Genomic DNA, 26,144 nt, shown 5'->3' on the forward strand with positions numbered 1-26,144 from the left:
TCTAACCCAAATTCACTGATTTTACTCTATTTTTACCAGAGTCTTTTGCATTATAAAGTGCTGCATCTGCTTTTGTTATCAAAACATCTTTATTAATCAAATTTATAGAATAACTCATACCTATTGAAATAGTAACACTTGTTTTATTTAATTCATCTTTAATTTGTAATTTTTCAATAAGTTTTCTGCTTTTTTCCAAAGAATGCAAAGAATCATTATAAGAATAATTGCTAAATAGTATTAAAAATTCTTCTCCACCCCATCTAGCTACATAAGTATTTTCATTATTTTCATATTCATTTTTAAACACCCTAGCAACTTCTTTTAAAGCTAAGTCTCCAAAATTATGACCATAAGTGTCATTTAAATGTTTAAAATTATCAATATCGCCTATTGCTACAGCTAAAGAATTTATTTCTTTATTTTTTAATTTTTCTAATACATTATCTAGTATTTCATTCATAGCACGACGATTTAAAAGCGTAGTTAAATAATCATTTTCTGCCTTATATTGCAAAAATTCTTTTCTATCATCAAGTTGCTTAATAATCTTTGCATTCTCTCTATCATTTAGCCAAATATAAACTAACAATGTAACTACCATAAATAAAAAATTAGCGATATTTATATAAGGCATAAAAGGATTTGGATAATTTGGAGTATCTTTTGTAATATATAACATCACAAAAAAAGCAGTCGCTTCTACAAGTCCAATACCTATTGGAACTAAAAAAGTATTGAAATTTTGCAAATACGCTAATGATAATAAAAGAACTATTATCATAGTAAAACCATATCCCCATCCAAGATAATAAGTGCAATAACAACAAGAAAATAATATATCTAAATGTGCGTATATCGTAGCGATTGCGTGTCCTTTATTTTTGACTAACACAATGTAGGCTACAATTAAAGATATAAGAATTTGAATTATGCTAGAAGGTAATAAGAAATATAAACCAGTTAAGGTAAAACTAATAGTATATATAAGATGAACTAAGCCAATAATAACAACGGTAACTTTTATAATATATTCAAAATTATCAACTCTTCTAATCTCTTTCAACTTGTTTTCCTAAAAACCATAAATCAAAAAATATTTTATAATTTAAACCTAAAATATTATTTAAAATTCTAAAAATTGGCTAGAGAGTGAAGGAATCGAACCCCCCGCAGAATAGTCAACTACCCCACCACAAGATTTGAAGTCTTAGGGCTACACCAGTAGGCCAAACTCTCCATAAAAAAGGCTTAGTTATAACATAAAATGTTTAATGTCTGTAACTTTTAATGAACTTTTCAAAATCACTTTTTGTATTCATATTTAAAAAAATATTATCATTTTTAAAGCTTAAAGTAATTGCCTTTGACTTTATAAAAAAATCTTTAATTTTGCAATTTTCATCTAATTCATCTAAATATTTTAAATCGCTCATCTTATAAAAACCACATAAAAAATGAGTTTTGATACTTTTTGCCACTACTGAACTTTTATATCTTTTATGTTTATAAAAAAGTCTTTTTATAGAGCTTTTATTAATTTTTACAAAATCAACTGCAATTACAAAAACAGAATTTGAATTAGGAATTTTAATATTTGTAAAAGTCTTTAAACCATTAATCGGATGAAAATATTCATAATTATCTTTTAAAAATTTACATTTTAAATCACTTGGCTTAGCCTTAGCACAAAAATATATTTCATTAAATAAAGGCTGTAATTTTTCATATAAATAATTAATCAGGCTAATTTCACGCTTTTTATAAATAAAGCGTAAATTAGCCTTATCTTGCCCCATTCTACTTGATTTTCCACCACCTAAAATTAGGCAAACGCTATTTTTAAAGCTCATCAGGAGAACAAATATATCCTTTAATTGCACTAGCAGCCGCAATTGCACTATTTGCAAGATAAACTTCTGAAGTTCTTGCACCCATACGACCTACGAAATTTCTATTCGTAGTTGATATACAACGCTCTCCATCAGCTAAAATCCCCATATATCCACCTAAACACGCACCACAAGTTGGATTACTAACAACTGCACCAGCATTAGCAAATATATCCATTAAGCCTTCTTTTTGAGCTTGTAAAGCAATTTTGGTTGTAGCTGGAGTAATTATCATTCTTACATCTGAATGAACTTTTTTATCTTTTAAAATACTCGCTGCAATTCTTAAATCACTTAGCCTTCCATTTGTGCATGAGCCTACAAATGCTTGATCAATTTTTACCTTTTCACTTACAGCTTGTTTTATACTTTTACCATTACTTGGTAAGAACGGATATGCTACAACAGGGTCAAGCTTGTCTAAATCAATCTCAATTACTCTTTCATAAACAGCATTTGGCAAATGGCTAAACTCAACGCCTTTTCTCTTTAAATCAACCGAGTTTAAAAACTCTCTTGTAACATTATCAACAGCACAAATTCCATTCTTTGCACCTGCTTCAATCGCCATATTACATAAACTAAAACGGCTATCCATATCAAGCTCTTTAATTCCAAAAAACTCTAATGATTTATATAAAGCCCCATCAACGCCTAAAATTCTAATAATTTCTAAAATTAAATCTTTTCCATAAACCCAAGGCTTTAATTTTCCACGAAACTGCACTTTAATAGCACTTGGCACTTTAAACCAGTTTTTACCTGTTATCATTGCATACGCTAAATCAGTGCTTCCCATTCCAGTAGCAAATGCTCCTAAAGCTCCGTGCGTACAGGTATGGCTATCTGCACCAATTATCACATCACCTGGGCTAATAAGTCCATTTTCAGGTAAAAGTGCATGTTCAATACCCATATTTTTTTCATCAAAAAGATATTTTAAATTATGTTCTTTTGCAAAATCTCTACTAATTTTTGCTTGATTTGCACTTAGAATATCTTTTGCAGGAATATAGTGGTCAAGCACAATTGCAAAGCCATCAGGATTAGCTAATTTTGTAGCACCACTTTTTTTAAATTGTTTAATAGAAATTGGAGTTGTAATATCATTTCCTATTACCATATCAATAGGACAATCAATAATCTCACCTGCTTTTACTTCTTTTCCTATATGATGAGCAAATATTTGTTCTGTTAAAGTCATAGATTTCCCTTTTTTTCTAATTTTATTAATTTTAGCCGTTAAAATTAATAAAAGGATTAAAAATGAATTATTATGATTTAGTGCAAATTAAAGATTATTTAAAGCAATATAAAAAGATAAATCGTGCATATAGAATAAATGATAATTGCTTATGTATTGAGTTTAAAGATAAACTATATTTTGATTTAACCAAGGGCAAAAGTGCAATTTATAGTGGTAATTTATATGCTAAAGATTATACTAGTCCATTTGATTTACAACTTAAAAAAATGCTTTTTAACGCAAGTATTTTAGATATTAAAGTGCCTATAAATAATAGGATTTTAGAGTTTAAACTAGCCTTAGCTCACGCTTATAAAAAAATGGAATTTTATTTAATACTTGAGTTTTCAGGAAAATTTACAAATGCACTAATCTTAGATGATAAAAGAAATATAATAAGTGCCTTAAGATACGGCAAAAACAACCTTAGAGATATTTTACAAAATGAACCTTACATAGATTTAGAACCTACAAAAATCACTGAAAAAAATATAAAAATTGAAGATTTTAAAGTTTATTTCGCAAATATTTTTGCAAGTCTTCAAAACGAGAAATTAAACTCATTAAAAGCTCAAAAAATAATGGAAAATGATAAAAAAATTGAAAAATTAGAGCTTTTAATAAATTCTTTAGAAGATGAAGAATTGCTAAACAAAAAAGCACTTTATGAATACGCAAAAGGCGATGCACTAAAAGAAAACTTATATAAAATAAAAGATTACGAAAGAGAATTTGAAATAGGAATTTATAAATATTCTTTAATCAACTCTGCAAAATATGAGCTAAATAATATTTATAAAAACGCTAAAAAATTAAGCCAAAAAGCAAAAAATATAAGCATAGAAAAAGATAATCTAAACGAAAAAATAAATGCTTTAAATAGCCTAAAACAAGCAATAATTTGCACAAAAGATGAAGTATTTTTACGCTCATTATTCGCAAAAAACAATAAAAAAGGCAAAACCCAGCAAAATCCAAACATATTAAATTTTTATGTAAATGATTACAAAATTAGCGTAGGACTTAATGAAAACGCTAATGAATATTTGCTAAAAAATAGCAAAAAAGATGATTTATGGTTTCATTTAAAGGATTTAAAAGGCTCTCATGTAATAATTTCAAGCAACAAAAAAAGCTATGATATAGATTTAATCTATCATGCTGCAAGTCTTTGTGCTTGTTATTCTGGTAAAAAAGAAGGTAATTTTTTAGTAGATTTTACAAAAAGAGCAAATGTAAAAATTATTGAAAAAGCATTCGTTAATTATGTTAATTACGATACTATAAAGGTTTTTTTATGAGTGTAAATAATATTGGAAATATAAATTATATAAATCAAAATCAAGGCGTAGCGATTGATAATCACGCAAAACATAATGCAAAAATGTTTGCTGATGAGCAAATTACTTTAGTTACGCCAGAAGTTAATGTAATAGAAGAAAGTAGCGAAAGCTCAAAAACAAACACAAATCTTGATGATGAAAAATCATATCAAGAAGAACGCCCTAAAAAAGAGCATAAAAGAGCTAATTTTTTCGGTGTTATGATAGAAGAAGATGAAGAAATTGAAGAAATAAAAGAAAGCGATAGGCTTTTTGATAAACTTGTTTAAGGAGTATTTATGTTGAATGAAAAAATAAAAACAGGCTTAATTTTTGCAATAATTGCAGTAATTTTTCTAGCGATAAATTCTTATTATTTATGGCTAATAATATTTTTATTGGCTAGTGGCATTGGATATTTTGAAGCTTGTAAATTATTTGATACTAAAAATAATTATTTAATTTTAGCTTTAGGATTGATATTAGGAATTTATACTCAAATGCCTGTGGTTTCTATGATTTTTGCTATTTTAGTTCTTGCTTCTTTTTTAGCATACAAACAAGGAGATTTAAAAGAAATTCTACCATTTATTTATGCAGGAATTGGAATTAGCTTTATTTTTGAAACTTATATTAGATTTGAATTAAGTGGCTTTATTTGGTTGCTTTTAAGCGTTGTTTTATGTGATAGTTTTGCTTATTTTGTAGGTAAAAAGTATGGAAAAACTAGCTTTAGCCCAAGTTCTCCTAATAAGACTTTAGAAGGAGTAATCGGTGGAATTATCATTAGCACAATAATTTCAAGCATTTATGCTAGTTTTGTTTATAGTGAGATTGGCTTTTTTGGAGTTTTATTTTTATCATTTTTAATGGCGTTTTTTGCTGTATTTGGAGATTTATTTGAAAGCTATTTAAAACGCTTAGCAAAAGTTAAAGATAGTGGGGAGCTTTTCCCTGGACATGGCGGAGTATTAGATAGAGTTGATGCTTTGATTTTTGCTAGTATTATTATGGTGGTATTCTTATGAGCTTTACTATAAATCCAACAAAACCTGAAATTATAAGCGTATTTGGTTCAACTGGTTCAATCGGCGTTAATGCTTTAAAAATAATAAAACAAGCTGATATTAAATTAGAGTGCATTAGTGCTTATAAAAACTATGAATTATTAAACGAACAAATAAAAATGTTTAATCCTAAAATAGTCTTAGCAAGTGATGAAATACTAGATAAAGTCAATCATTCTAATAAATACTCAATAAAAGACGCTGCATTTATAATGCAAGATTTAAAAAGTGATGGAATTATCAATGCAATAGTAGGATTTGCAGGGCTTAAAATATCTTTACAAACTCAAGAATTAGATAAAAAACTCTTTTTAGCAAATAAAGAAAGCTTGGTTGTGGCTGGAAAATTTCTTGATACTTTTAATATCTCTCCTATTGATAGCGAGCATAGTGCATTAGCAGCACTTTTAAGGGGTATTAAACACCCTAAAAAGCTCACAATTACTGCTAGTGGTGGGGCATTTTTTAAATACAATGAAGTTGCAAATCTAAAAGCAAACGAAGCCTTAAAACACCCTAATTGGGATATGGGAGCAAAAATCACAATAGATAGTGCAACAATGACAAATAAGCTTTATGAATTAATAGAAGCAAAACATTTATATCCTAATTTAGAATTAGACGCAATCATAGAGCCAAGCTCAAGTATTCACGCATTTTGTGAAAGTATAAATGGCTCAATGAGTGCTTATTTTAGCGTGCCTGATATGAAGCTTAGCATTGCAAATGCACTCTTAGGTGAGAGTGATTTTGCTGCTTGTGAATATTTTGATATTTTAAAACTTGCTAAATTAGAATTCTTTGAGATAAATCCTAATAAATACCCTATTTTTAGGCTAAAAGATGAGCTATTAAATAATCCTGATTTAGGTGTTATTATCAATGCTGCTAATGAAGAATTTGTATATAAATATTTAAAAGATGAATGTAAATTCTATGATATTAGCGACGCAGTATTTAAGGCTTTAGATAAATTTGCTGATAGTAAAATAAATACTATTGATGATGTGTTTAGTGTAGATAAAATGGTAAGAGAGTTTTTGAATGCTTAAGATATTTTTAACATTTTTAAGTCTTAATTTATTTGCTTTAAATTTTACTATAAACACTTTAGGAGAATGTGAAAAAGTTTGTGATAATACCGTTTTGATTTTTGGCGGTATTCAAGGAGATGAGCCAGGTGGTTTTCACGCTGCTAGTTTATTAATCACGGATTATAAAATCACTAAAGGAAAAGTAATTGTCGTGCCAAATCTCGCATTTGATTCAATAATTGCTAGAAGTCGTGGAGAATTTGGAGATTTAAATCGCAAATTTGCTGAACTTAGCGAAGATGACCCTGATTATTACACGGTTGAATTAATCAAAAAAATAATAACTTTACCTGAAGTAAAACTCATAATAAATCTTCACGATGGTAGTGGATATTATTCTCCAAATTATATAAATAAGGATAAAAATCCTAAAAAATGGGGAAATTCTTGCATAATTGACCAAGAGCAAATTGACGCAAAATACGGGAATTTAAACGAAATTGCAAGTAAGGCTTGTGAAAGTATAAATAATAATTTATTACACAAATTACATAGCTATCATTTAAAAAACACAAACACAGCAAATGGCGATGAAGAAATGCTAAAAAGCCTAACTTATTATGCAATTACTCAAGGCAAAGCCGCCTATGCAAACGAAGCTAGCAAAAATCTATTAACTCACGAAAGAGCATATTATCATTTACTAGCAATTGAGAGCTATTTAAAGGCTGCTGGAGTTGAGTTTGAGCGAGAATTTGAATTAAATCCTAATGCAGTAAGAGAAGTTATTGAAAAACCGATTTTAATTAAAATTGAAAATCGCTTTTTATTAAGCCTTCAAAAACCAAGAGAAAAAATAAGATTTATTCCAATAAAATTGCCATTTACTTATAAAGCTAGCAATGAATTAACTGCGATTTTTAAAAACAATCAAGATAATGGCTTTAGTATTCAATACGGCAATCGCTTTCAAACTAATTTGTATTTAGAAAAAAATGTTGAATATAGCGATATTATTGATAAGTTAAATTTAATTGTTGATGATAAAGAAATCACAACTAATTTTGCAAAAATGATTGAAGTAAAAAATTATTTTTTAGTTAAAAAACACGATAAAGTAAGGATAAATGTCATAGGCTATAACGCAAAAGATAGTGAAGATAGTATAAAACTAAGCCTTAAAAATATGCAAAAACAATACTCAATTGATAAAGCAGGTAAGATTTATAGGGTTGAAGCTTACGAAGATAATAAATTTATAGGTGAAATTTTGATAAGGTTTAAATAATATGAAAAATTTAATATTAATTTTTAGCATATTGTTAGCAGCTTGTAATAATAATTTTACTTTACCATCTCAAGATTTAAAAGATTATGATGATAAAGAATATTACATAAATAATAAAGTTTCACAAAAATTAAAAGATGATTTTTTAAAAAATCTTTTTAGTGTTTGGAAAGTTGATAAAACAAATATTAATATGCAAAATATTGCAAATGATATTTTAAACAATGTAGGATACGGAGAAAATTATCAATTATATTCTAAAGAATTTATAAGTAATATAGTAGATAATGCTAATTTTGATAATATTAATCAAGTATCAAAAAATGCTATTGTTGTTAATTCAAGTAATTTAAGATTATTACCTACTAAAAAACCAAGATTTAAAAATCCTAAATTAGCAGGAGAAGGCTATCCTTTTGATTATTTGCAAAACTCATTTATCTACGCATATACCCCTATTAAAATATCTCATTATAGCAAGGATTTTGGCTGGAGTTTTGTTTATAATAGCGTGGTAGTTGGCTTTATAGAAAATAAAAATATTGCATTTATTAGTGATGAAGATTTAAATGATTATAAATCATCTAAAGATTTTGTAATGCCTAAAAAAGACAAAATCGCCCTACTTGATAAAAATGATGAATTTATAGAATACGCAAGAATTGGAATGCCTTTAGCAGTTAGCAAAGAAAGTCCTAATTTTTATACCTTAAAAGTATTTAAAAAAGATTTAAACAATAACGCAAAACTTAGCGAAGTAAAGGTCAAAAAAGAGGATTTTTTTAAACTCGGAAGTAATTTTTCTAGTTTGGATTTAAAAACAATAGCAAATGAATTAATAGGACAAAACTATGGTTGGGGCGGATTAAATGGTGATAGAGATTGTTCTGCTTTTTTAAAAGATGTTTTTGGAACTTTTGGAATTTTTCTAGCTAGAAATTCACAAGACCAAATCAATCAAAAAGATTATTTAAATAGAAAAATATTCTTTAATATCTCAAAACTTAGCAATAAACAAAAATATAATTATATTAAAAGCAATGCAATACCTTTTGCAACATTACTAGCTCTAAAAGGTCATATAGTTTTATATTTAGGTGAGTTTGATAACAAAATCTATATATTGCATAATTTATGGGGTATTAAAAATTATAAATATGGAGTAGAAGGCAGAATAATAGTTGGTAAAGTAGCAGTTACTACAATAGATGCTGGTAAAAACCTTTCAAGCGTAAGAGAAAAAGATATATTCTTAAGTAGAATTTATGGTATGAGAAATTTATTTGATGAAGAATTGGAATTTAAAAACCAAGATTGAAATTCTTAATAATTTAAAGGAATAATTTTGCTAATTTTACTTGATATTTTGTATTTTTTACTTATATTTTTTACTAATGCAAATATGCTTTTAAGAACTATTAAAAACAATGCTTTTAATAAATTTAAAACAATATTCATAGCTTTTTATAGTATTATTTTTGCATTTGAACTTAGTCTAATTGCTCAAGAAAACTTAATAAAAGAGCTTTTGTATTATTCTTTTATAATTTTAATTGCTTCAACTATTGTATTTTTTATAATTATGAGTTTTTATTATGTCAAGACAAAAATCGTCTATGAAGAACATTTTGCAAAAGCAATTGATATATGGGAGATATTCAATTTTTTTCCTATATTTTTTATACTTATTTATTATTTAAAAGATATAAATATTTTAAATTATGAGTTTATATTAATTTTTATAGCTTTTTTATTTTTTTATAAGGTATCAAAAAATGCAATAAGAGTCCCTAAAATAAAGGAAATAAATATAAACGAAGATAAACTAAAAAAAGATTTAAAAATCGCAATGATAGCTGATATTCATCTAAAAAAGAATTTAAATGATGAGTTTTTTATAAATATAATTAATAAAATTAATTCTTTAAATCCTGATTTAGTAGTAATCGTAGGAGATTTAATAGATACAGGTATTAACAATGTCAAAAACCTCAATTATTTAAATGAACTAAAATCAACCTATGGCACATTTTATGTCTTAGGAAATCACGAATATTATCACGGGGTAGGCAGTATCGCTAAGGAATTAAAAAAATATAAATTACATTTTTTAGATAATAAAAGCATAGAATTTGATGATTTTGTAATATCAGGTGTAAATGATTTGATGGGGCTAAAGCTTAAGACTTTTGAGCCTGATATTAGCAAATTAAAGCCTAAATTAGATAAGTTTAATATCTTACTAACTCATCAGCCAAAATTTGTTAAAAAATACGATGTTAGCCCTTATGATTTAATCCTAGCTGGGCATACTCACGCAGGACAAATCTTTCCTTTTAGTTTGGCTGTTAAACTTGAGCAAGGTTATTTAAAGGGGCTATATAATATAAAAAATAGCAAAATGTATGTAACAAGTGGGGCTGGATTTTGGGGCATAGTAGCTAGATTTAATGCAAGTAGCGAAATAGTCTTAATTAATGTAAAAGCCAAATAATTTACTTAATAGAAAATACTAATTAATAAAATATATCTTCATTTAAAACAAGGAGTATTTTATGAAAAAAATTTTTTTATGTTTATGTTTAAGTGCATTTAGTTTATTTGCTAAAGATTTAAGTCCTCAAGAATTAAACGATATGAAAAAAGAACTAAATGAAAGTATGATAAAAATGCACTCTAAAATGCAAGTAGGTATGAATGAAAACGACCCTGATATAGCATTTGTAGCTGGTATGTTGCCTCATCACATTGGTGCTGTTGATATGGCTAAAATCGTTTTAAAATATGGAGAAGACGAAAATATCAAAAAATTAGCCAATGATATTATAAAAGCTCAAGAAATTGAGATTAAATTTATGCAAGAATATTTAGAGAAAAAAGGTTATAAATATCCAGAAACAATCAATCATCATAAACACTAATTTATAAAGCAAGGAAAACTCCTTGCTACTTACAATTTATTCTTTTTTAACAAAATAATATAATTTTTTAGGAGTATAGATGAAAGAAAAATTTTTTATTTTAATATTGGCATTTTTAAGTGCTATTGCCCCACTTGCAACTGATATGTATTTACCTGCATTAAGCTTAGTTCAGCATAGTTTTAATACAAGTGAGTTTTATACTCAATTAAGCATTGCTAGTTTTTTTATAGCCTTTGCATTAGGACAATTATTATATGGACCAATTAGCGATATTTATGGTAGAAAAATCCCATTAATTATAGGACTTTTTATATTTATAATATCTAGTTTTTTATGTTTTTTAGTTGATAATATTTATACTTTTATTGCTTTAAGATTTATGCAAGCACTTGGCGGATGTGCTGGGGTTGTGATTGCAAGAGCTATTGTAAATGATTGTTTTTCTAAGCAAAAAGCAGTGGCTGTATTTTCATTAATGATGATTAGTTCTAGCATAGCTCCTATGATTTCTCCTAGCATTGGTGGGCTTTTGCTTAAATACTTTTCTTGGCAAAGCATTTTTATTACTTTATTTTGTCTTGGAATTTTATTATTATTTTTAAGTATTTTTTATATAAAAGAAAGTAACAAAAATCAAATTCCTTTTTCATTTTCAAATATTTATAAAGCATATAAAAGTGTTTTAACTAATAAAAGTTTTTTAATTTATGTAATTAGCTCAAGTTTAATTATGAGCACTTTATTTGCTTATATTAGTGGCTCAAGTTTTGTTTTTACCAATGTCTTTAATATCAGCTTACAAGAATATGGATTAATATTTGGGATAAATTCTTTAGGATTTATGATAGCAGCTAGATTAAATGTATATTTTACTTCTAAATTTGGTATATCAAAAGTAATTTTTATAGCTTGTCTAACAATGATAATTAATTCATTTTGCTTAATACTTTTATCAAATAATTTTTATACTTTTACTTTATTTTTATTCTTAACTTTATGTATGCTAGGCTTTATAACACCAAATCTAGTTACAAAAGCTATGCAAAAATCTAAAAAATATTCAGGTAGTGCTTCAGCAATACTTGGAGCTATGCAATTTATGTTCGCAGGATTTGCAGCGTTTTTAGTCGGTGCTATGAATGCTAATACGAGTTTTGCACTAGCTTGCATAATAAGCGTTTTTTGCTTACTTGCAAGTCTAGTTTATATTTTAAGATTTAAGTTAATTAGAATTTAAAACTTCTGTTTTAAATTCTAAACTTATTTTTTAGTGATATAAAAGCCTAAAACAGAGCCATTTTGCACTACTTCGCAACTATGACCTAAAGCTTTCATATCAGGTGGAATTCCATTAATACTTTGCGGACAATCGCTAATTATTTCTAATACTTCACCGCTTTTTAACTTGTGAATTACTTCATTAGCAACAATTGCAGGATAAGGACAAGGTTCGCCTAATAAAGAAATAGAATAATCAATTTTCATTTTTTCTCCTTGCATAAAATAATATTAAAGCAATGCTTATTAAAAATAAAGCTATATTAATGCCAAGACCACTATATCCGCTTAATTTGATTTTTTCTCCACTCAAAAACCACTTAGGCAATAAATCATAATTTAAAGCAATTAGCATAGTTCCTATTATATTTCCAATACCAACTACTATAAAATGAGTTTGCCCTTCTACTGCACGATATAAAAATCCACATTCACAACCACCTGCAAACACTATACCAAAGCCAAATATAAATGCTCCGGTGCAAAGCCCAAGAGATATTTCTAAAACCTTAGCGTTGTATCCGCCTTTATTTAATAATGCAAATACAAAAATACTAGCAACTAACATTGATACAAATAAAGCTAAAGAAAAACTATATCTTTTAAATAAAAATAAATCCCTAAAACAAGAAGTAAAGCAAATCTGTCCTTTTTGTATCAACCAGCCAAAAATCACGCCAAATATCAATGCTGTAGGAAGATTTTTAGTATCATTACTAGCTAAATACGCAAAGAATACAAAAAAAGCAATTACGCTAAGAAATAAAATAATTTTGTTTTTTTGTTCTAAATTCTTATCTATTTTTAATTGCGGAGTATTTGTTTTAATCATCTCATATTTAGGAGCAAAAATTTTAATTTTTAGCACCAAAATAGCCGCCGCAACCCCAAGACACATAAAAATAGCAAAAACCCAAGTATGTAAAGAAAAATAAGGAAGACCTGTAAAAAAGTTAGCCAAATTGCATCCCCAAGCAAGTCTAGCACCAAATCCTGCTAATATCCCGCCAATTAATGCTTGAAAAAATCTAGTCTTAGAAGCTATTTTTCTAAAATACACCTTATTAGCAACGCTAGCAGCTAATAAACAACCAATTATAAGTCCAATAATCATAACCCCATCAACACGAGTTAGCATAGTTCCGTTTAGATTTTGCTTTTGATAATATGAATAAGAACTTAAATCCATTCCAAAAAGCTCAAGAATTTCCCCACCGATACGAGTAAATTCACCTGTTACTGCAAAAACACCACCAAAAATAGCAAAATATAAAGTTGCCATTATGCTTAAAACCATAACCGCTTTAGTATTGCTATAGAATTTGCTTAGGTAGTTTTGATGAAAGTGTGCAAGTTCTGCACCAAAATTTGAAGTTTTCATAAAAATCCTTTGTATAGCTAAAACTTAGCCAAAATTAAAAGGCTGATTATAAATTAGCATTCTTAAAGATTTCTTTAAATTATTTATCTCAAAATTAAGTTAATTTATTTGAATAAAATTATTTAATATAAACACATATTTATTAATAATTTTTGTAACAAAATTAAAAGAATTTGAAAATAAAATTGCAAATATTATTTATCAAAAAAAGATATATTTAACCCGTTTTTATTTTAGCTAGGAGCTTAGATGGATTTTGAAGTTATAAAAGAGTTTTATCCACTTTACATAGACGCATTAATCCTTACTATAAAACTTGCATTTTATGGCATAGTTTTATCATTTTTAATAGGGCTATTTTGTATGTGGGTTGAACTACATAAACTAAGGTTTTTAAAACTAATTTGTAATGCTTATATAGAGCTTTCAAGAAATACCCCGCTTTTAATTCATTTGTTTTTCTTATATTACGCAATGCCAAAGCTTGGAATTAAACTTGAAGCCTTTACTTGTGGAGTAATTGGACTTGCATTTTTAGGTGGTGGATATATGGCTGAGAGTTTAAAATCAGGTTTAAATGCTATTAATAAGCACCAAATAGAAGCAGGATATGCTCTAGCATTAAGCAAAAATCAAGTTTTATACTACATATTATTGCCATTATCACTTAGAGTTTCTATAGCTAGTATTAATGCAAATATAATATTTTTGTTAAAAGAAACATCAGTTGTAAGCGTAATAGCTCTAGCTGATTTAGTCTATACAGCAAAAGATATAATAGGACTTTATTATGTAACTAATGAAGCTTTATTTATGCTTTGTGTTGCTTATTTTATAATGATTTTACCGCTTTCATTATTTTTAACTTGGTTTGAAGCGAGGATTAGAAAATGAGTGAAATATTATTTGATTTATCAATTTATTCAAGGCTTTATGAAGGCTTAAAAGTTACTTTATTTATATCTTTTGTATCTATATTTTTCTCAATTATAGGCGGGCTTGTTTTAGGCGTTTTTATGAGTTTAGGAAATAAAATTATTTTTTATATTCTAAAAATAATTCTTGAAATTATAAGATTTATGCCTATTATCGTTTGGCTATTTTTAATATATTTTGGAATGTCAAGTTGGCTTAGTATAGATGCTATTAGTGCTACTATTATTGTATTTGTGATTTGGGGTATGTTTGAGATGATGGATTTAGTAAGGGGTGCAATAACAAGTATTCCTAAACACCAATTTGAAAGCTCAATCGCACTTGCACTTAGCAAATACCAAATGTATAGATATATTATTTTGCCACTTGCATTAAAAAGATTAATTCCTAATGTAATAAATCTTTTAAGCCGTATGATTAAGACTACTTCAGTAGCTTATTTAATAGGTGTTGTAGATATTTTAGCAATAGGTAATCAATTAAAAGAAGTTACATTATTTATTAGCAATCTAGCACCTTTATATATTTACACAATTATATTTTTTATATATTTTATAATTTGTTATCCCTTATCAAAAATATCAAAAATACTAGAAAAAAGGTGGAGTTAATGAGTATTTTAAAACTTGAAAATATTAATAAATTTTACGGCAATAACCACGCTTTAAAGGATATTTCTTTTGAAGTTAATAAAGGCGAAGTTGTTGTTTTAGTAGGGCCTAGTGGCTGTGGAAAAAGCACAACTTTAAGGTGTATTAACGGACTTGAAAATATAGCTAGTGGAAATATTTATATAAAAAATGAAATAATTACTAAAGATTATAAAAACTGGCAAGAGATTAGAAAATATGTTGGAATGGTGTTTCAAAGCTATGAATTGTTTGACCATTTAAATGTGCTTGAAAATATCTTATTAGCTCCTATGAAAGTTCAAAAGCGTAAAAAAGATGAAGTTTTAAAACAAGCCCTAGATTTATTACAAAAAGTTGGTTTAGAACACAAACAAAACTCCTATCCAAAAGAGCTAAGTGGTGGTCAAAAACAAAGAATTGCAATAGTTAGAGCTTTATGTATGAATCCTGAAATTATGCTTTTTGATGAAGTTACGGCTGCGCTTGATCCTGAAATAGTAAGAGAAGTTTTAGATGTATTATTAAATCTTGCAAAAGAAGAAAAAACAATGCTAATAGTAACTCACGAAATGGCATTTGCTAGAGCTGTAGCTGATAAAATTATTTTTATGGATAGCGGCAAAATCGTTGAAATTGCAAGTCCTAAAGAGTTTTTTACAAATCCGCAAACTAATAGAGCTAAGCAATTTTTAAATATGTTTGAATTTAAAAAGGATTAAAATTATCTTTTATTAATTTTTTTGCGTTTTAATTACAAGCGATTTTATTTAAAGGAGAAATTATGAAAAAAGTTATTTTATCACTTGTTGCAGGGGCTTTACTAACCTGTTTTGCTAATGCTAGAAATATTGAAGAGATTAAAACTAGCGATAATATTAAAATAGGTGTTTTTGCTGATAAACCACCATTTGGCTTTGTTGATAAAGAAGGCAAATTCCAAGGCTATGATGTTTATTTTGCAAAAAGAATTGCTAAAGATTTATTAGGTAGTGAAGATAAATTAACCTTAGTTCCTGTTGAGGCTGCTAGTAGGGTTGAGTTTTTACAATCTGATAAAGTTGATATTATTTTAGCTAATTTTACAAAAACACCTGAAAGAGCAAGAGTTGTTGATTTTGCATTACCTTATATGAAAGTTTCATTAGGCATTGCAAGTCCTAAAAATGCAGAGATTAAAGACATTAAAGAACTAGCTGGAAAAACTCTAATCGTAAATAAAGGCACAACTGCTGATGCGTATTTTACAAAAAATAAAAACGGAGTAAATCTAGCAAAATACGACCAAAATACTGAAACTTTTGGAGCATTATTAGATGGTAGAGGTGCTGCACTAGCACACGATAACACCTTGCTTTTTGCTTGGGTTAAAAACAATCCTGATTTTGTAGTAGGTATTAGTGAATTAGGAGATATTGATGTAATCGCACCTGCTGTTAAAAAAGGCAATAAAGAGCTTTTAGAATGGCTAAATAATGAGATAGTAAAACTAGGCGAAGAGCAATTCTTCCACAAAAATTATGATGAAACTCTAGCACCTGTTTATGGAACTGATATTGATAAAGAAAGTGTTGTTGTAGAAGGCGGCAAACTTTAATAATTTTGAATTAGGATTATTCCTAATTCGCTTTTTATTCTTATTTTAAATTCTATTTAGTTTTAAGAATTTAAAATAAGAAAATCTTTTCAAAAATCAAAATATCTTATAACTTTTGCAATAAAATTTCTAAAATAATCTAAACTTTTATATCAAACAATCTTATATTAGATACTTTATTTTGGCTAAAACTAAAAGCTAGTTTTAAAAACTCATCATAATTTAATTCGCTAATGTTTTTATTTGGATTTTCTAAACCCATTAACTCTCTTATTTTTCTCATAAATTCATCAGCTTGTTTTTCTTCAGCTTTTTTATTACTACTAAAAAATCCACTATTAAGACTATATAAGGTTTTAGTATAATTAGCACTTCCTAAAATAGCACTTCTTTGGCTTAATGGTTTATCATAAGCATTTAATTTGACATAATCTTTCAGCCATCTTGGCATACGCTCAACTTCAGCACTCATAAAGCCATTTTCTCCCCTTGCCATTACTTGCATTCCTAACGCTTTATCAAATGCAAAAAATGTAGCCGAGCTAATTTTTCTATCATAACCACTTAATTTACCTTTATATGTGCTTTCTCCTTCAATTAAAGTTGGGTTTGATTTTAATATACCTATCAAAAGCCCGCCTTTTGATATTTCTCCATTTTCATTTATATAATTTTGTCTTGCTTCGTCATAATCACCAAAATATCCACTAAATCTAGGGTCTTGCTTGATATTATCAGGTGGAAAAACATTTGTGTTTGGTAAGGTTTTATCATCATTGTCAAAAGAATAAAATAAGGGATGATGAGTTTGATAAAGTTCATTTTGAAAAGTCATTCCGTGATTATTCTCATAATCATCAGGTGAATGTAAAATTTTATTGATTTTGATTTCATCACTTCTTGCTTGAATATAACCTTGTGGAAATTGCTTTATATCTTCGGTGTTAAAAAAATCTTTAGAGTTTAAAAAATCTTCACTTACAACTTGGCTTAAGACTTTATAAGCATTTCCAACGCTTTTTGCTATATCAATTTCCATGAATCTTTTACCTATTATATGAGCTTTATTGTTTTGTTCTACTAAAGATTTTAAACTATCGCTATGTATTTTAAAATCTTCAGCAATTCCTGCAGCTTTGTTAAAATCACTTGTAAAAAAGCCATCTTTATCAACTCCGTATCCTAAAACAACTCCTACCTTTTTATCATCTGCTTTATTGTCTACTTTTTTAATCTCGTTATTTGTTTCTTTTTTGCTTATATTAGTTATTTGATATGTTGAATAAGAATTTATTTTCATAATTATTCCTTTATTTTAAACCCTTTTATCATACAAATTCTCGCTATCTTTATATGCCATTAAAATAGCTAATAAATCTCTTTCATCTTTGATATTTTGAATATTAATTTTGCTAAGTATTTCTTCCATACTTTCACGAGTGCTAGTGCCTTTTACTTCTATGGCTTCGTAAGGTTTTTCTTTAGTTTGTTCTTCATCTATTTCTTTTGCTTTGTTTCTTTTAGTTTCTATCTTTTCTTTAATCTCTAAATATTTTTGCTTAAAATCATCTACATTTAGGTTATCATCTGCAAAAAGCTCCATAATCTCATTGGCGTAATCTTTGGGTATTTTAAAAAATCTACCACTTAAATCAAGCCCATCAATACTATTATCTTTTAAAAATTGAACTAAATCTTTTACTTCATCAGCACTTGCGTTGCCTTGATATGCCTTTTGATAAATACTATTAGTTTTAATGCCGAATGCTACTTGAGCCTTTAGCTTAAACTCGCTAAGCCTTGCATCATCGCCTTTTTGATATTTAAATACTTCTTCATTGCTTGGTAATTGCTCGTTTGGGTCTTTTTCGTAAGTAATTATTCCTTTTAGCATTTCGTTTTCTAAGGCTTCATAAATCTTACTGCCTTTTTCGTAAGCTCCTATTTTACTAAGCACAGCATTTGGATCATATGTGCCCCATTCATCTTGTGGGGCGTCTTTTAAAATATTTGCGATTTGTTCTTTTAGATTATCTTTAGGAGTTTGAGTGGTTGGAATTTGATTTTTAATATTTGTTTGATAATTTATATAATTGTTATTTGTTATTTGCATTTTAAACCCCCGTTATTTTTCTATATCGGTAGGTTTAAAAAAATATTAATGGTTATTAAATTCTTATAAAAATTTATATAAAATTTATATATAAACTTATTGATAATAACAAACAAAAATTAGGCAATAATATTTAAACCTTAATTTATTATTAAATTTTAACTTTAATTATACAATCAAAAAATATACTCATTAAAATCTAAATCAAAGGTTTTATATGAATAGAAGAGTATTTATTACAACCACATTAGCTTCATCAAGTTATGCTTTTAGCCTAAAAAATAATGGAATAGATAAAAAAGATAAAAGATATATAGGAGATAGCAAAAAACGCTATGCAATGCTAATTGACCTTAGAAAATGTATCGGCTGTCAAGCTTGCACTGCTGCTTGTATCAATGAAAATCAAGTCCCCCACGAACAATTTAGAACATTTGTTACTGAATATGAATTAAGCAAAAGCGATGAAGTATTTAAGGCATTTTTGCCAGAACTTTGTAATCATTGCGAAAATCCACCTTGCGTAAGCGTTTGCCCTACAGGAGCAACTTTTAAAAGAGAAGATGGAATAGTATTAGTAGATAATGAAATATGCTGGGGTTGTAGTTACTGCGTAAATGCCTGTCCTTATGATAAAAGATTTATTAATAAAAATACAAAAGTAGCTGATAAATGCACTTTTTGTGTGCATTTAATAGATAATAATGAATTACCAGCTTGTGTTCAAACCTGCGTTGGTAGGGCTAGAATTTTTGGCGATTTAAATGATAGTTCAAGTGAAATTTCACAAATATTAAAAGATTATCCAACAAGTGTTTTAAAGCAAAATTTTGGGACTAAACCACAAGTTTTTTATATTAATTTAGACAATGAATTAAATGAAATCAATCCTAATCATAAAATGTTTCAAGATATTTCAAAAGAATTTGATTTGGCTTTAGAAGAAGAATGGAGAATAAAATGAGTGCTGTAGTTTTAGAAGGTTTTAGCATTCAGCGAACTTGGGCTTTAGATGTTGTGAATGATTTTTTCATAGCAGGAGCTAGTTTTGGAGCGTTTTTATGTGCTAGTTTATATTTAGTATTTGGATTGAAAAACTACAAAAATATCGCCCTATTTTCAATGATAATTTCTTTTGTTTGTTTATGTGCAATTCCTTTTAATTTAATTGATGATTTAAAACAACCTAGCAGAGTTTTTGAAATCTTTTTAAATGGCTGGGGCAATCTACCAACTTCAGCTATGAAAATAGGAATTATATTACTTATAACCTACCCTATTTTACTAATACTATTAGCATATAAGCATATTAACAATAAAAATACTAAAAAATTAGGAATAATCACACTTATTGTATCTTTTTGCATTCCTTTATACACTGGATATATTTTAGGAACAAGTGTTGGAGTTAGTTTTTGGAATACACCTGTTTTACCACTTTTATTTGCTGCAAATGGCGGTGTAGGCGGTGTTGGAATATGTGCTTTAGTCTTATTTGTATATTCAAAAATCATAAATTATAAAATCAATCTTTTTATCTTTATAAGACTTGCTAGTGCTTTAATAGTATGTGATTTATTATTAAGATTATTTTGGTTTAGCTTTATGCTTGGTTTTAATAAAGAAATTAAAGAGCTATATCAATATGTATTTATGGCTAGATTTTATGAGATTTTCATACTTGAGTTTTGCTTAATTTTTATTATTTTAATAAATCTTTTGACAAGATTAAAAAACAATCAATTCTTTTTATTACTTGCATTTTTATCTATGATAATTTATAGCTTTAGCTTTAAATTTAATGTAGTTTTTGCAGGAAATTCTATGCCAAAAATTATGAGTGGATTTTTAACATACACACCAAAAATCTTAGGTAGTGATAGTTTAGGTTCTGTATTTGGCAATTGGCTAATTTGCATAAGTTTGTTTTGTCTTTTAGTAAGCATATTAGAAAAACAAATAAAAGGAGAATTAAGTGAGTAGAAGAAAGTTTTTAATAGCATCAGGGATAACAGGCATAGCAGGGGCTTATTTTTACAATGAAACAATACAAAAAATCATAAAACCACAAACAAAAACAAACGATAGCATATATGCAAATAGCCTAAATCCAAAAATCGGCAAGTATTATTCAAGTGTTTGTAATGGTTGCGTTACTCATTGTGGTGTTAGAGTAAAAATATTAGATAATAAGGTTTTAAAAGTTATTGGCAATCCATATAGTTTATTATCAAGCGACCCTTGGCTTAATATGAATACTAGTATAAAAGATAGTTATTTACTCACAAATCAAGGCAAAATCCATTCAAGTGTTTGTGCTAGGGGTAATTTAGTATTTGATAAATTAAATGATAAAGCAAGGGTAACTAAAATACTAAAAAGAGTTGGAAAAAGGGGAGAAAATAAATGGCAAAGTATTGAGCCTGATAAATTTTTAGATGAGATAGTAAATGGCGGAGATTTGTTTAATGAAGGCTATGTAAAAGGATTTAAAGAAGTTTATAATCATACTGATTTAATAGATGAAAATGCTCCTGAATTTGGAAAGAAAGCAAATGGATTATGTATAATCGCAACAGGCGATGAAGGAAGAAAGAATTTCTTTCAAGAAAGATTTCAAAAATCATTCGGAACTATCAATTTTCACGGACACACAGCAACTTGTGGTCTTTCTATGAGAGCTGGAATGGCTGCTTTTTTAAATGATTTTGATAAATACCCACACTTAAAACCTGATTTTGATAATTGCGAGTTTTTGATTAATTTCGCAAGTGCTCCTGCTCAAGCTGGAAATCCTTTCAAAAGACAAGGATTAAAAATAGCAAATAGAAAAAGCAATAATTTAGAATACGCAACAATAACCCCAATACTTACAAATTCTACTTCAAGTGCATCTAGCGTAGGAAAATGGATTGCTATAAAGCCTGGTGGGGATTTGTTTTTAGCGTTAGCCTTATTACAAGATGTAATAAATCAAAAAATTTATGATGAAGAATATCTATCTTATACTAATTTAAATGAAAACAATGTAAGTTTTTCTAATGCTGCTTATTTAGTCGTTGAAGATGATTATAAAAACTATAAAAAAGGAGAATTTTTAAGAATTAATAATGAAATTATGGTTATTAACGAACAAGGATTAATAAGTGCAAAAGATTGTAAAAAAGCTAATATTTATTATGATGGAATAATAACTTTAGATGATGAAGCAATAAAGGTTAAAACAAGTTTTATCAAATTAAAAGAAAGTGTCAATTCAAATTCTTTAGATGATTTATTGCAAAATAGTGGCGTTAGTAAAAAAGATTATGAATATTTATTAGAAAAAATCAAAAAATATAAAAATAAAGTAGCATTTGATTTGCACGGCGGAACTATGCAAACTAATGGATTTTATACAGCTTATGCTATTTTAGAATTAGTTGGTTTGCTTGGGAATTTAAATAAAATTGGTGGAATGAGTGCTGGTGGGGGTAAATATAATGATTTATCAGGAGAATTTGAATTAGCAAAATATAAAGGCAAAATTAAACCTAGTGGAATTAGAGTTGATAAAACTAAAAAACCTTATGAAGCAACTAGCGAATATAAAAACAAAATCAAAAACAACGAAAACCCTTATCCATCAAAATTACCTTGGTATCCACTAACTAATGCAATTTGCACCGACGCAATCACAAATGCAGCATTAAAATATCCTTACGGAATAGATATATTGCTTTCTTGGAATGCTAATATTGCTTATGCTAGTAATATGAATAATGTTAAAAATTCTTTAAAAGATAGTTCTAAAATACCATTATTTATAGCAATTGACCCATTCATAAACGAAACAAGTATGTTTGCTGATTATATAGTTCCTGATAGCGTTATGTATGAGACTTGGGGTGTTGTTAATCCTTGGGGTGGTGCTTTGAGTAAAGCTAGTCATTTTAGATTTCCTATTTTAAATTCTCCTAATGTTAAGTTTAGCAATAATGAAAGCGTATGTATGGATAGCTTTATAATTGAATTAGGCAAAAAATTAGGCTTAGCAGGATTTGGCAAAAACGCAATTAGCGATAGTGAAGGTAATTTATTTGACCTTGATAAGCCGAGTGATTATTATTTAAGAAGTTTTATAAATGTTGCACTTGATGGTGGATTTGATTATGAAATAAACGAAGATGAGATAAAGGACTTACCATTCATTCAAGAATTAAAAGAAATTAGCCCAAAACACTATAAAAAAGCTTTATTTTGTATGGCAAGGGGTGGAAAATTTGAAAGCAAAAACAAAGCATATAACAAAAATTCCTTAGCAAAAACATACAAAAAAGAAGTAGCTATTTATAACGAAGATTTAGCACTTACTAAGGATTCTTTAACTGGGAAAAATTATAGTGGAGTTCCTTATTTTGTAAAACAAAGATTTAAAAACAATACCACATTAGATGAATTAAATCTAAAAGCCTTTTCGTATAAATCAAATATATATTCAAGTTTAGTTGCTGCTAGTTCAAAACTAACTCATTTAAGATATTCAAACTACATTGAATTACACGAAGATACAGCAGCAAAACTAGGTCTTAAAGATAAGGATTTAATCAAAGTTATAAGAGATGATAAAAAAATAATAGGAATATTAAAAACTAGAAAAGGAATTCATAAAGAAGCAGTAGGAATTGAGCATTCTCGTGCTAGGCGTGGCGAAGGTGCTAGTGATTTTTATATTGATGGGAAATTAATTGCTAAAAATATTTCAAAAAGAACAGGCGTTAGCATCTCAAATATAATACCTGATGATACTATTCGTGGAGAAAATGCCTTAATTAGTGATTTTGTCGTAGGCTCTGTAGCAAGGCAAGGATTTGGCGTAATTATAGCAAAAATCTCAAGCTTAGGTTAAGGAATTTAAACTGATTAAATTATTTATCCTAAATAAACTATAATCCTTTAAATAAATATTAAAGGATTATTTATGATACACGATATAAGTGCTAGTAAAAATATGCCGATAGCTTGGAAAATTGATGTTAAAAAGCACGAGCTAACAGAAAAAGAGCTAAAAGATTTAAATTATCAAATAAATAAAAATAATTTTGAGATAAAGACTAATAAAGAGCAAGATTACAATGTATTTTTTAGATTTGATAGTAATAATATCGGTGTAAAAATAAATGAAAAAAATCTAAATAGATTAAAAGAATTTTTTGATAGCGATAATTTCATTGCTAATAATAAAGGCACTATTTTAGATAAAGATGCAGCAAGTTTTGTAGCTGGATGGTTTAGCAATATTGCTTATAGAGAAAATCTCTTAGCAGCTGATATTAATAACGATGGAGAATTAACGGGCAAGGAATTTAAATATACATTTACGGTATTTAGTGAAGCAGCCGAAATAGTAGTAAATGAAAAGACACTTGAAGAAGAAATAATCTCAAGTGCAATCATAGGCACATATTTACCTAGTATGGTAGCTTTGCCAGATGGCGAGAGTATGGATATTAGTAAGGCTTTAAATATTAGTTTAAATGATGATAAAAACCTTGATGGAATAATAACATTTGGCGAATATTTAGGAGCTGATGGTAAAAATAAAATTCATAAATATACAGCTGATTGTAAATCAAGTGATGAGCGAATTAAAATTGATAGTGGTAATATTTATAAAATTATGAATATAGATAAATTCAAAGAAAAGGAATTAGAAGAATTAAAAAAATTAGCAGCCTTAGCAAAGCTAAAAAATCAAGGCCTAAAAAGTCTAACAAATGATGAAAAGAAACTCTTAAAAGACTTTAGTCTTAATCTTAAAATCAGTGAAAATAAATTAGAAGAATTAGTCGCAAATGATAAATTAGATGATTTTATAGATTTTACAAAAGAATTTAAAAAAGATTTAAGCGATACAAAATTAATTGATATTAAGGTTTAATTTTTTATTTTTAATTAATTGTTACTAAAAGTTACAATATATCAAAACATTAAATAAAATAATAATAGTATTAATTAAAATCAAATTATAATAATTCAAATCATTTTTTAATGTATTAACTTAATTTGCATTACGAATGTTAGTGTATATTTTAAAAAGTATTAGTGCTTTAATATTGCTTTTTAAGTGTAAAAAATAGCTATATGATTTTAAAAATGTCTTGATTAATTAGCTAGATCTAATTTAGTCATAATTTTAAAGGATTTTTTATGAGACATTATCTAGGAAACTATTTAAATACGCCTATAGCTTGGCAAGATAAAATTAATTCAAATTCTTTAAATTCTTTTGATTTATACAATATAAAAAATGCAATAAATATAAATAATTTTGAGATTAAGACAAATAAAGAGCAAGATTACAATGTGTTTTTTAAATTTGATGAAAGCAATATCGGAGTAAAACTTAGTGAAAATAATATCAATAGATTAAAAGAATTTTTTGATGAAGATAATTTCATTTTTAATAGTAAAGGCACTATTTTAGATAAAGACGCAGCAAGTTTTGTAGCTGGGTGGTTTAGTGATATTGCTTATAAACGAAAATTCCTTGAAGCTGATGTTGATGGTAATGGGGAGCTAAGCAATAAAGAAGGAAAAAAGACATTAAACTTTATACATGAAAGGCTTGAATATAGAAGAGATAATAAAGGTGAATATATAATCACTAATTATGTAAAAGGCTATGAAGAGAGTAAATTTTTAGCAGATAATGATGAATACTATGTTGATATTAGCTATGCTTTAAATGCTAGTTTAAATAATGATAAAAATCTTGATGGCATTATTACATTTGGCGAATTTCTAAATGTAGGCGAAAAGGGATATTTTGAAGATAACATAGAAGTATCTAATAATAAAAATAATAATGATTTTATTAGCTTATATAAGATTGCAAATACAGATAAATTAAAAGAGAAAGAATTAGAAGAATTAAAAAAATTAGCAGCCTTAGCAAAACTTAAAAATCAAGGCCTAAAAAGTCTAACAAATGATGAAAAGAAACTCTTAAAAGATTTTAATATTAATTTAAAAATAAGCGAAGATAAATTAGAAGAGTTAATTACAAATGATAAATTAAGTGATTTTATAGATTTTACAAAAGAATTTAAAAAAGATTTAAGCGATACAAAATTAATTGATATTAAGGTTTAATTTTTTATTTTTAATTAATTATTACTAAAAGTTACAATATATCAAAATATTAAATAAAATAATAATAGTATTAATTAAAATCAAACCAATTAATTTTAAAAGTATTAATTTTAAGGAATTTTTATGAAAATAGATATCTCGCAAGTAAAAAATATAGCAATGTCTTGGGCTGATAATGTTAAAACTAAAGAATTAAATACTAAAGATATTAGCAATTTAAAAGATAATATAAATAAAAATAATTTTGAGATTAAGACAAATAAAGAGCAAAATTACAATGTATTTTTTAAATTTGATGAAAGT

General features: G+C 27.1%; 26 protein-coding genes and 1 tRNA gene. 19 read left to right on the forward strand and 8 right to left on the reverse strand.

The annotated features are described in order from the left end of the window. Window position 1: 1 nt before the first annotated feature. The 4 genes from AVBRAN9334_RS01730 to AVBRAN9334_RS01745 form a co-directional block, all read right to left on the reverse strand. Window positions 2-1,066 carry a GGDEF domain-containing protein gene (locus AVBRAN9334_RS01730; protein WP_336606852.1) on the reverse strand — a complete coding sequence of 355 codons (1,065 nt, stop codon included), beginning with the start codon at window positions 1,064-1,066 and terminating at the stop codon, window positions 2-4. A gap of 76 nt (window positions 1,067-1,142) precedes the next feature. Beyond that, window positions 1,143-1,241 (reverse strand) — tRNA-Sec (locus AVBRAN9334_RS01735). A 30-nt stretch (window positions 1,242-1,271) separates the two neighbouring features. Beyond that, window positions 1,272-1,853: a molybdenum cofactor guanylyltransferase gene (locus AVBRAN9334_RS01740; protein WP_336606853.1), complete on the reverse strand. Its 582-nt coding sequence runs from the start codon at window positions 1,851-1,853 to the stop codon at window positions 1,272-1,274. Then, window positions 1,843-3,096: a 3-isopropylmalate dehydratase large subunit gene (locus tag AVBRAN9334_RS01745; protein ID WP_336606854.1), complete on the reverse strand. Its 1,254-nt coding sequence runs from the start codon at window positions 3,094-3,096 to the stop codon at window positions 1,843-1,845. Before AVBRAN9334_RS01745 ends, AVBRAN9334_RS01740 begins: the two co-directional genes overlap by 11 nt. Before the next feature lie 62 nt (window positions 3,097-3,158). On the opposite strand from AVBRAN9334_RS01745, the gene AVBRAN9334_RS01750 reads away from it, so the two are divergent. The 9 genes from AVBRAN9334_RS01750 (at window position 3,159) to AVBRAN9334_RS01790 (ending at window position 12,010) form a co-directional block, all read left to right on the forward strand. Beyond that, complete coding sequence (locus AVBRAN9334_RS01750) at window positions 3,159-4,439, forward strand: NFACT RNA binding domain-containing protein (protein ID WP_267524282.1); 1,281 nt, start codon at window positions 3,159-3,161, stop codon at window positions 4,437-4,439. Further along, complete coding sequence (locus AVBRAN9334_RS01755) at window positions 4,436-4,750, forward strand: hypothetical protein (protein WP_214119715.1); 315 nt, start codon at window positions 4,436-4,438, stop codon at window positions 4,748-4,750. Before AVBRAN9334_RS01750 ends, AVBRAN9334_RS01755 begins: the two co-directional genes overlap by 4 nt. A gap of 9 nt (window positions 4,751-4,759) precedes the next feature. Then, window positions 4,760-5,488 carry a phosphatidate cytidylyltransferase gene (locus AVBRAN9334_RS01760; RefSeq protein WP_267524286.1) on the forward strand — a complete coding sequence of 243 codons (729 nt, stop codon included), beginning with the start codon at window positions 4,760-4,762 and terminating at the stop codon, window positions 5,486-5,488. Window positions 5,489-5,520: 32 nt separating this feature from the next. Then, entirely contained in the window at window positions 5,521-6,579 is a 1,059-nt protein-coding gene (locus tag AVBRAN9334_RS01765) for a 1-deoxy-D-xylulose-5-phosphate reductoisomerase (RefSeq protein WP_214116014.1), read from the forward strand. Then, complete coding sequence (locus tag AVBRAN9334_RS01770) at window positions 6,572-7,849, forward strand: M99 family carboxypeptidase catalytic domain-containing protein (protein WP_336606855.1); 1,278 nt, start codon at window positions 6,572-6,574, stop codon at window positions 7,847-7,849. The genes AVBRAN9334_RS01765 and AVBRAN9334_RS01770 overlap by 8 nt, the downstream gene beginning before the upstream one ends. A gap of 1 nt (window position 7,850) precedes the next feature. Continuing rightward, complete coding sequence (locus AVBRAN9334_RS01775) at window positions 7,851-9,167, forward strand: SH3 domain-containing protein (RefSeq protein WP_336606856.1); 1,317 nt, start codon at window positions 7,851-7,853, stop codon at window positions 9,165-9,167. A 27-nt stretch (window positions 9,168-9,194) separates the two neighbouring features. Further along, window positions 9,195-10,343, forward strand: a complete 1,149-nt coding sequence (locus AVBRAN9334_RS01780) for a metallophosphoesterase (protein ID WP_336606857.1) — start codon at window positions 9,195-9,197, stop codon at window positions 10,341-10,343. 61 nt (window positions 10,344-10,404) lie between these two features. Further along, on the forward strand, window positions 10,405-10,770 hold the full coding sequence (gene copM / locus AVBRAN9334_RS01785) for a CopM family metallochaperone (protein WP_336606858.1): 366 nt from the start codon (window positions 10,405-10,407) through the stop codon (window positions 10,768-10,770). 79 nt (window positions 10,771-10,849) lie between these two features. Further along, window positions 10,850-12,010: a multidrug effflux MFS transporter gene (locus AVBRAN9334_RS01790; protein ID WP_336606859.1), complete on the forward strand. Its 1,161-nt coding sequence runs from the start codon at window positions 10,850-10,852 to the stop codon at window positions 12,008-12,010. 23 nt (window positions 12,011-12,033) lie between these two features. On the opposite strand, the gene yedF is transcribed toward AVBRAN9334_RS01790, so the two are convergent. Together yedF and yedE are read right to left on the reverse strand one after the other, a co-directional pair. After that, window positions 12,034-12,258 (reverse strand): sulfurtransferase-like selenium metabolism protein YedF, encoded by a 225-nt coding sequence (gene yedF / locus AVBRAN9334_RS01795; RefSeq protein ID WP_267525428.1) that lies wholly within the window; start codon window positions 12,256-12,258, stop codon window positions 12,034-12,036. After that, on the reverse strand, window positions 12,248-13,432 hold the full coding sequence (gene yedE, locus AVBRAN9334_RS01800; RefSeq protein ID WP_336606860.1) for a selenium metabolism membrane protein YedE/FdhT: 1,185 nt from the start codon (window positions 13,430-13,432) through the stop codon (window positions 12,248-12,250). Before yedE ends, yedF begins: the two co-directional genes overlap by 11 nt. A 249-nt stretch (window positions 13,433-13,681) precedes the next feature. Here yedE and AVBRAN9334_RS01805 point away from each other — a divergent pair, with 249 nt between their 5' ends. From AVBRAN9334_RS01805 to AVBRAN9334_RS01820, 4 genes are all read left to right on the forward strand, one after another. After that, window positions 13,682-14,326 carry an amino acid ABC transporter permease gene (locus AVBRAN9334_RS01805; protein WP_214115980.1) on the forward strand — a complete coding sequence of 215 codons (645 nt, stop codon included), beginning with the start codon at window positions 13,682-13,684 and terminating at the stop codon, window positions 14,324-14,326. Beyond that, a complete protein-coding gene (locus AVBRAN9334_RS01810; protein WP_214115982.1) occupies window positions 14,323-14,979 on the forward strand; it encodes an amino acid ABC transporter permease in 657 nt (218 codons plus the stop codon). Before AVBRAN9334_RS01805 ends, AVBRAN9334_RS01810 begins: the two co-directional genes overlap by 4 nt. Then, window positions 14,979-15,719: an amino acid ABC transporter ATP-binding protein gene (locus AVBRAN9334_RS01815; protein ID WP_336606861.1), complete on the forward strand. Its 741-nt coding sequence runs from the start codon at window positions 14,979-14,981 to the stop codon at window positions 15,717-15,719. The genes AVBRAN9334_RS01810 and AVBRAN9334_RS01815 overlap by 1 nt, the downstream gene beginning before the upstream one ends. A gap of 62 nt (window positions 15,720-15,781) precedes the next feature. Continuing rightward, entirely contained in the window at window positions 15,782-16,594 is an 813-nt protein-coding gene (locus tag AVBRAN9334_RS01820) for a cysteine ABC transporter substrate-binding protein (RefSeq protein WP_336606862.1), read from the forward strand. A gap of 139 nt (window positions 16,595-16,733) precedes the next feature. Here the strand turns inward: AVBRAN9334_RS01820 and AVBRAN9334_RS01825 are convergent, their stop codons facing one another. Both AVBRAN9334_RS01825 and AVBRAN9334_RS01830 read right to left on the reverse strand, forming a co-directional pair. Then, entirely contained in the window at window positions 16,734-17,894 is a 1,161-nt protein-coding gene (locus tag AVBRAN9334_RS01825; RefSeq protein ID WP_336606863.1) for a Cj0814 family flagellar-dependent secreted protein, read from the reverse strand. A gap of 15 nt (window positions 17,895-17,909) precedes the next feature. Continuing rightward, on the reverse strand, window positions 17,910-18,707 hold the full coding sequence (locus AVBRAN9334_RS01830; RefSeq protein WP_336606864.1) for a hypothetical protein: 798 nt from the start codon (window positions 18,705-18,707) through the stop codon (window positions 17,910-17,912). A gap of 217 nt (window positions 18,708-18,924) precedes the next feature. Between AVBRAN9334_RS01830 and dsrO the strand changes: the two genes are divergently transcribed. From dsrO to AVBRAN9334_RS01860, 6 genes are all read left to right on the forward strand, one after another. After that, entirely contained in the window at window positions 18,925-19,671 is a 747-nt protein-coding gene (gene dsrO / locus AVBRAN9334_RS01835; RefSeq protein ID WP_214119706.1) for a sulfate reduction electron transfer complex DsrMKJOP subunit DsrO, read from the forward strand. Further along, window positions 19,668-20,690 carry an NrfD/PsrC family molybdoenzyme membrane anchor subunit gene (gene nrfD / locus AVBRAN9334_RS01840; protein WP_336606865.1) on the forward strand — a complete coding sequence of 341 codons (1,023 nt, stop codon included), beginning with the start codon at window positions 19,668-19,670 and terminating at the stop codon, window positions 20,688-20,690. Before dsrO ends, nrfD begins: the two co-directional genes overlap by 4 nt. Then, window positions 20,683-23,595, forward strand: a complete 2,913-nt coding sequence (locus AVBRAN9334_RS01845) for a tetrathionate reductase subunit TtrA (RefSeq protein WP_336606866.1) — start codon at window positions 20,683-20,685, stop codon at window positions 23,593-23,595. The genes nrfD and AVBRAN9334_RS01845 overlap by 8 nt, the downstream gene beginning before the upstream one ends. Window positions 23,596-23,667: 72 nt before the next feature. Beyond that, complete coding sequence (locus tag AVBRAN9334_RS01850) at window positions 23,668-24,627, forward strand: hypothetical protein (protein WP_336606867.1); 960 nt, start codon at window positions 23,668-23,670, stop codon at window positions 24,625-24,627. 269 nt (window positions 24,628-24,896) lie between these two features. Continuing rightward, window positions 24,897-25,841 carry a hypothetical protein gene (locus tag AVBRAN9334_RS01855; RefSeq protein ID WP_336606868.1) on the forward strand — a complete coding sequence of 315 codons (945 nt, stop codon included), beginning with the start codon at window positions 24,897-24,899 and terminating at the stop codon, window positions 25,839-25,841. A gap of 123 nt (window positions 25,842-25,964) precedes the next feature. After that, a partial coding sequence (locus tag AVBRAN9334_RS01860) for a hypothetical protein (protein WP_336606869.1) occupies window positions 25,965-26,144 on the forward strand: 180 nt, incomplete at its 3' end.

It is taken from the genome of Campylobacter sp. RM9334, from assembly GCF_020138145.1.
Lineage (GTDB): Bacteria > Campylobacterota > Campylobacteria > Campylobacterales > Campylobacteraceae > Campylobacter_E.

Bases quoted from the DNA above. Each gene is read 5' to 3' on its own strand.
- AVBRAN9334_RS01740 (WP_336606853.1), bottom strand. From the start codon at position 1,853: ATGAGCTTTAAAAATAGCGTTTGCCTAATTTTAGGTGGTGGAAAATCA.
- AVBRAN9334_RS01745 (WP_336606854.1), bottom strand. From the start codon at position 3,096: ATGACTTTAACAGAACAAATATTTGCTCATCATATAGGAAAAGAAGTA.
- AVBRAN9334_RS01750 (WP_267524282.1), top strand. From the start codon at position 3,159: ATGAATTATTATGATTTAGTGCAAATTAAAGATTATTTAAAGCAATAT.
- AVBRAN9334_RS01755 (WP_214119715.1), top strand. From the start codon at position 4,436: ATGAGTGTAAATAATATTGGAAATATAAATTATATAAATCAAAATCAA.
- AVBRAN9334_RS01760 (WP_267524286.1), top strand. From the start codon at position 4,760: ATGTTGAATGAAAAAATAAAAACAGGCTTAATTTTTGCAATAATTGCA.
- AVBRAN9334_RS01770 (WP_336606855.1), top strand. From the start codon at position 6,572: ATGCTTAAGATATTTTTAACATTTTTAAGTCTTAATTTATTTGCTTTA.
- AVBRAN9334_RS01775 (WP_336606856.1), top strand. From the start codon at position 7,851: ATGAAAAATTTAATATTAATTTTTAGCATATTGTTAGCAGCTTGTAAT.
- copM (WP_336606858.1), top strand. From the start codon at position 10,405: ATGAAAAAAATTTTTTTATGTTTATGTTTAAGTGCATTTAGTTTATTT.
- AVBRAN9334_RS01790 (WP_336606859.1), top strand. From the start codon at position 10,850: ATGAAAGAAAAATTTTTTATTTTAATATTGGCATTTTTAAGTGCTATT.
- yedF (WP_267525428.1), bottom strand. From the start codon at position 12,258: ATGAAAATTGATTATTCTATTTCTTTATTAGGCGAACCTTGTCCTTAT.
- yedE (WP_336606860.1), bottom strand. From the start codon at position 13,432: ATGAAAACTTCAAATTTTGGTGCAGAACTTGCACACTTTCATCAAAAC.
- AVBRAN9334_RS01805 (WP_214115980.1), top strand. From the start codon at position 13,682: ATGGATTTTGAAGTTATAAAAGAGTTTTATCCACTTTACATAGACGCA.
- AVBRAN9334_RS01810 (WP_214115982.1), top strand. From the start codon at position 14,323: ATGAGTGAAATATTATTTGATTTATCAATTTATTCAAGGCTTTATGAA.
- AVBRAN9334_RS01815 (WP_336606861.1), top strand. From the start codon at position 14,979: ATGAGTATTTTAAAACTTGAAAATATTAATAAATTTTACGGCAATAAC.
- AVBRAN9334_RS01820 (WP_336606862.1), top strand. From the start codon at position 15,782: ATGAAAAAAGTTATTTTATCACTTGTTGCAGGGGCTTTACTAACCTGT.
- AVBRAN9334_RS01825 (WP_336606863.1), bottom strand. From the start codon at position 17,894: ATGAAAATAAATTCTTATTCAACATATCAAATAACTAATATAAGCAAA.
- AVBRAN9334_RS01830 (WP_336606864.1), bottom strand. From the start codon at position 18,707: ATGCAAATAACAAATAACAATTATATAAATTATCAAACAAATATTAAA.
- dsrO (WP_214119706.1), top strand. From the start codon at position 18,925: ATGAATAGAAGAGTATTTATTACAACCACATTAGCTTCATCAAGTTAT.
- nrfD (WP_336606865.1), top strand. From the start codon at position 19,668: ATGAGTGCTGTAGTTTTAGAAGGTTTTAGCATTCAGCGAACTTGGGCT.
- AVBRAN9334_RS01850 (WP_336606867.1), top strand. From the start codon at position 23,668: ATGATACACGATATAAGTGCTAGTAAAAATATGCCGATAGCTTGGAAA.
- AVBRAN9334_RS01855 (WP_336606868.1), top strand. From the start codon at position 24,897: ATGAGACATTATCTAGGAAACTATTTAAATACGCCTATAGCTTGGCAA.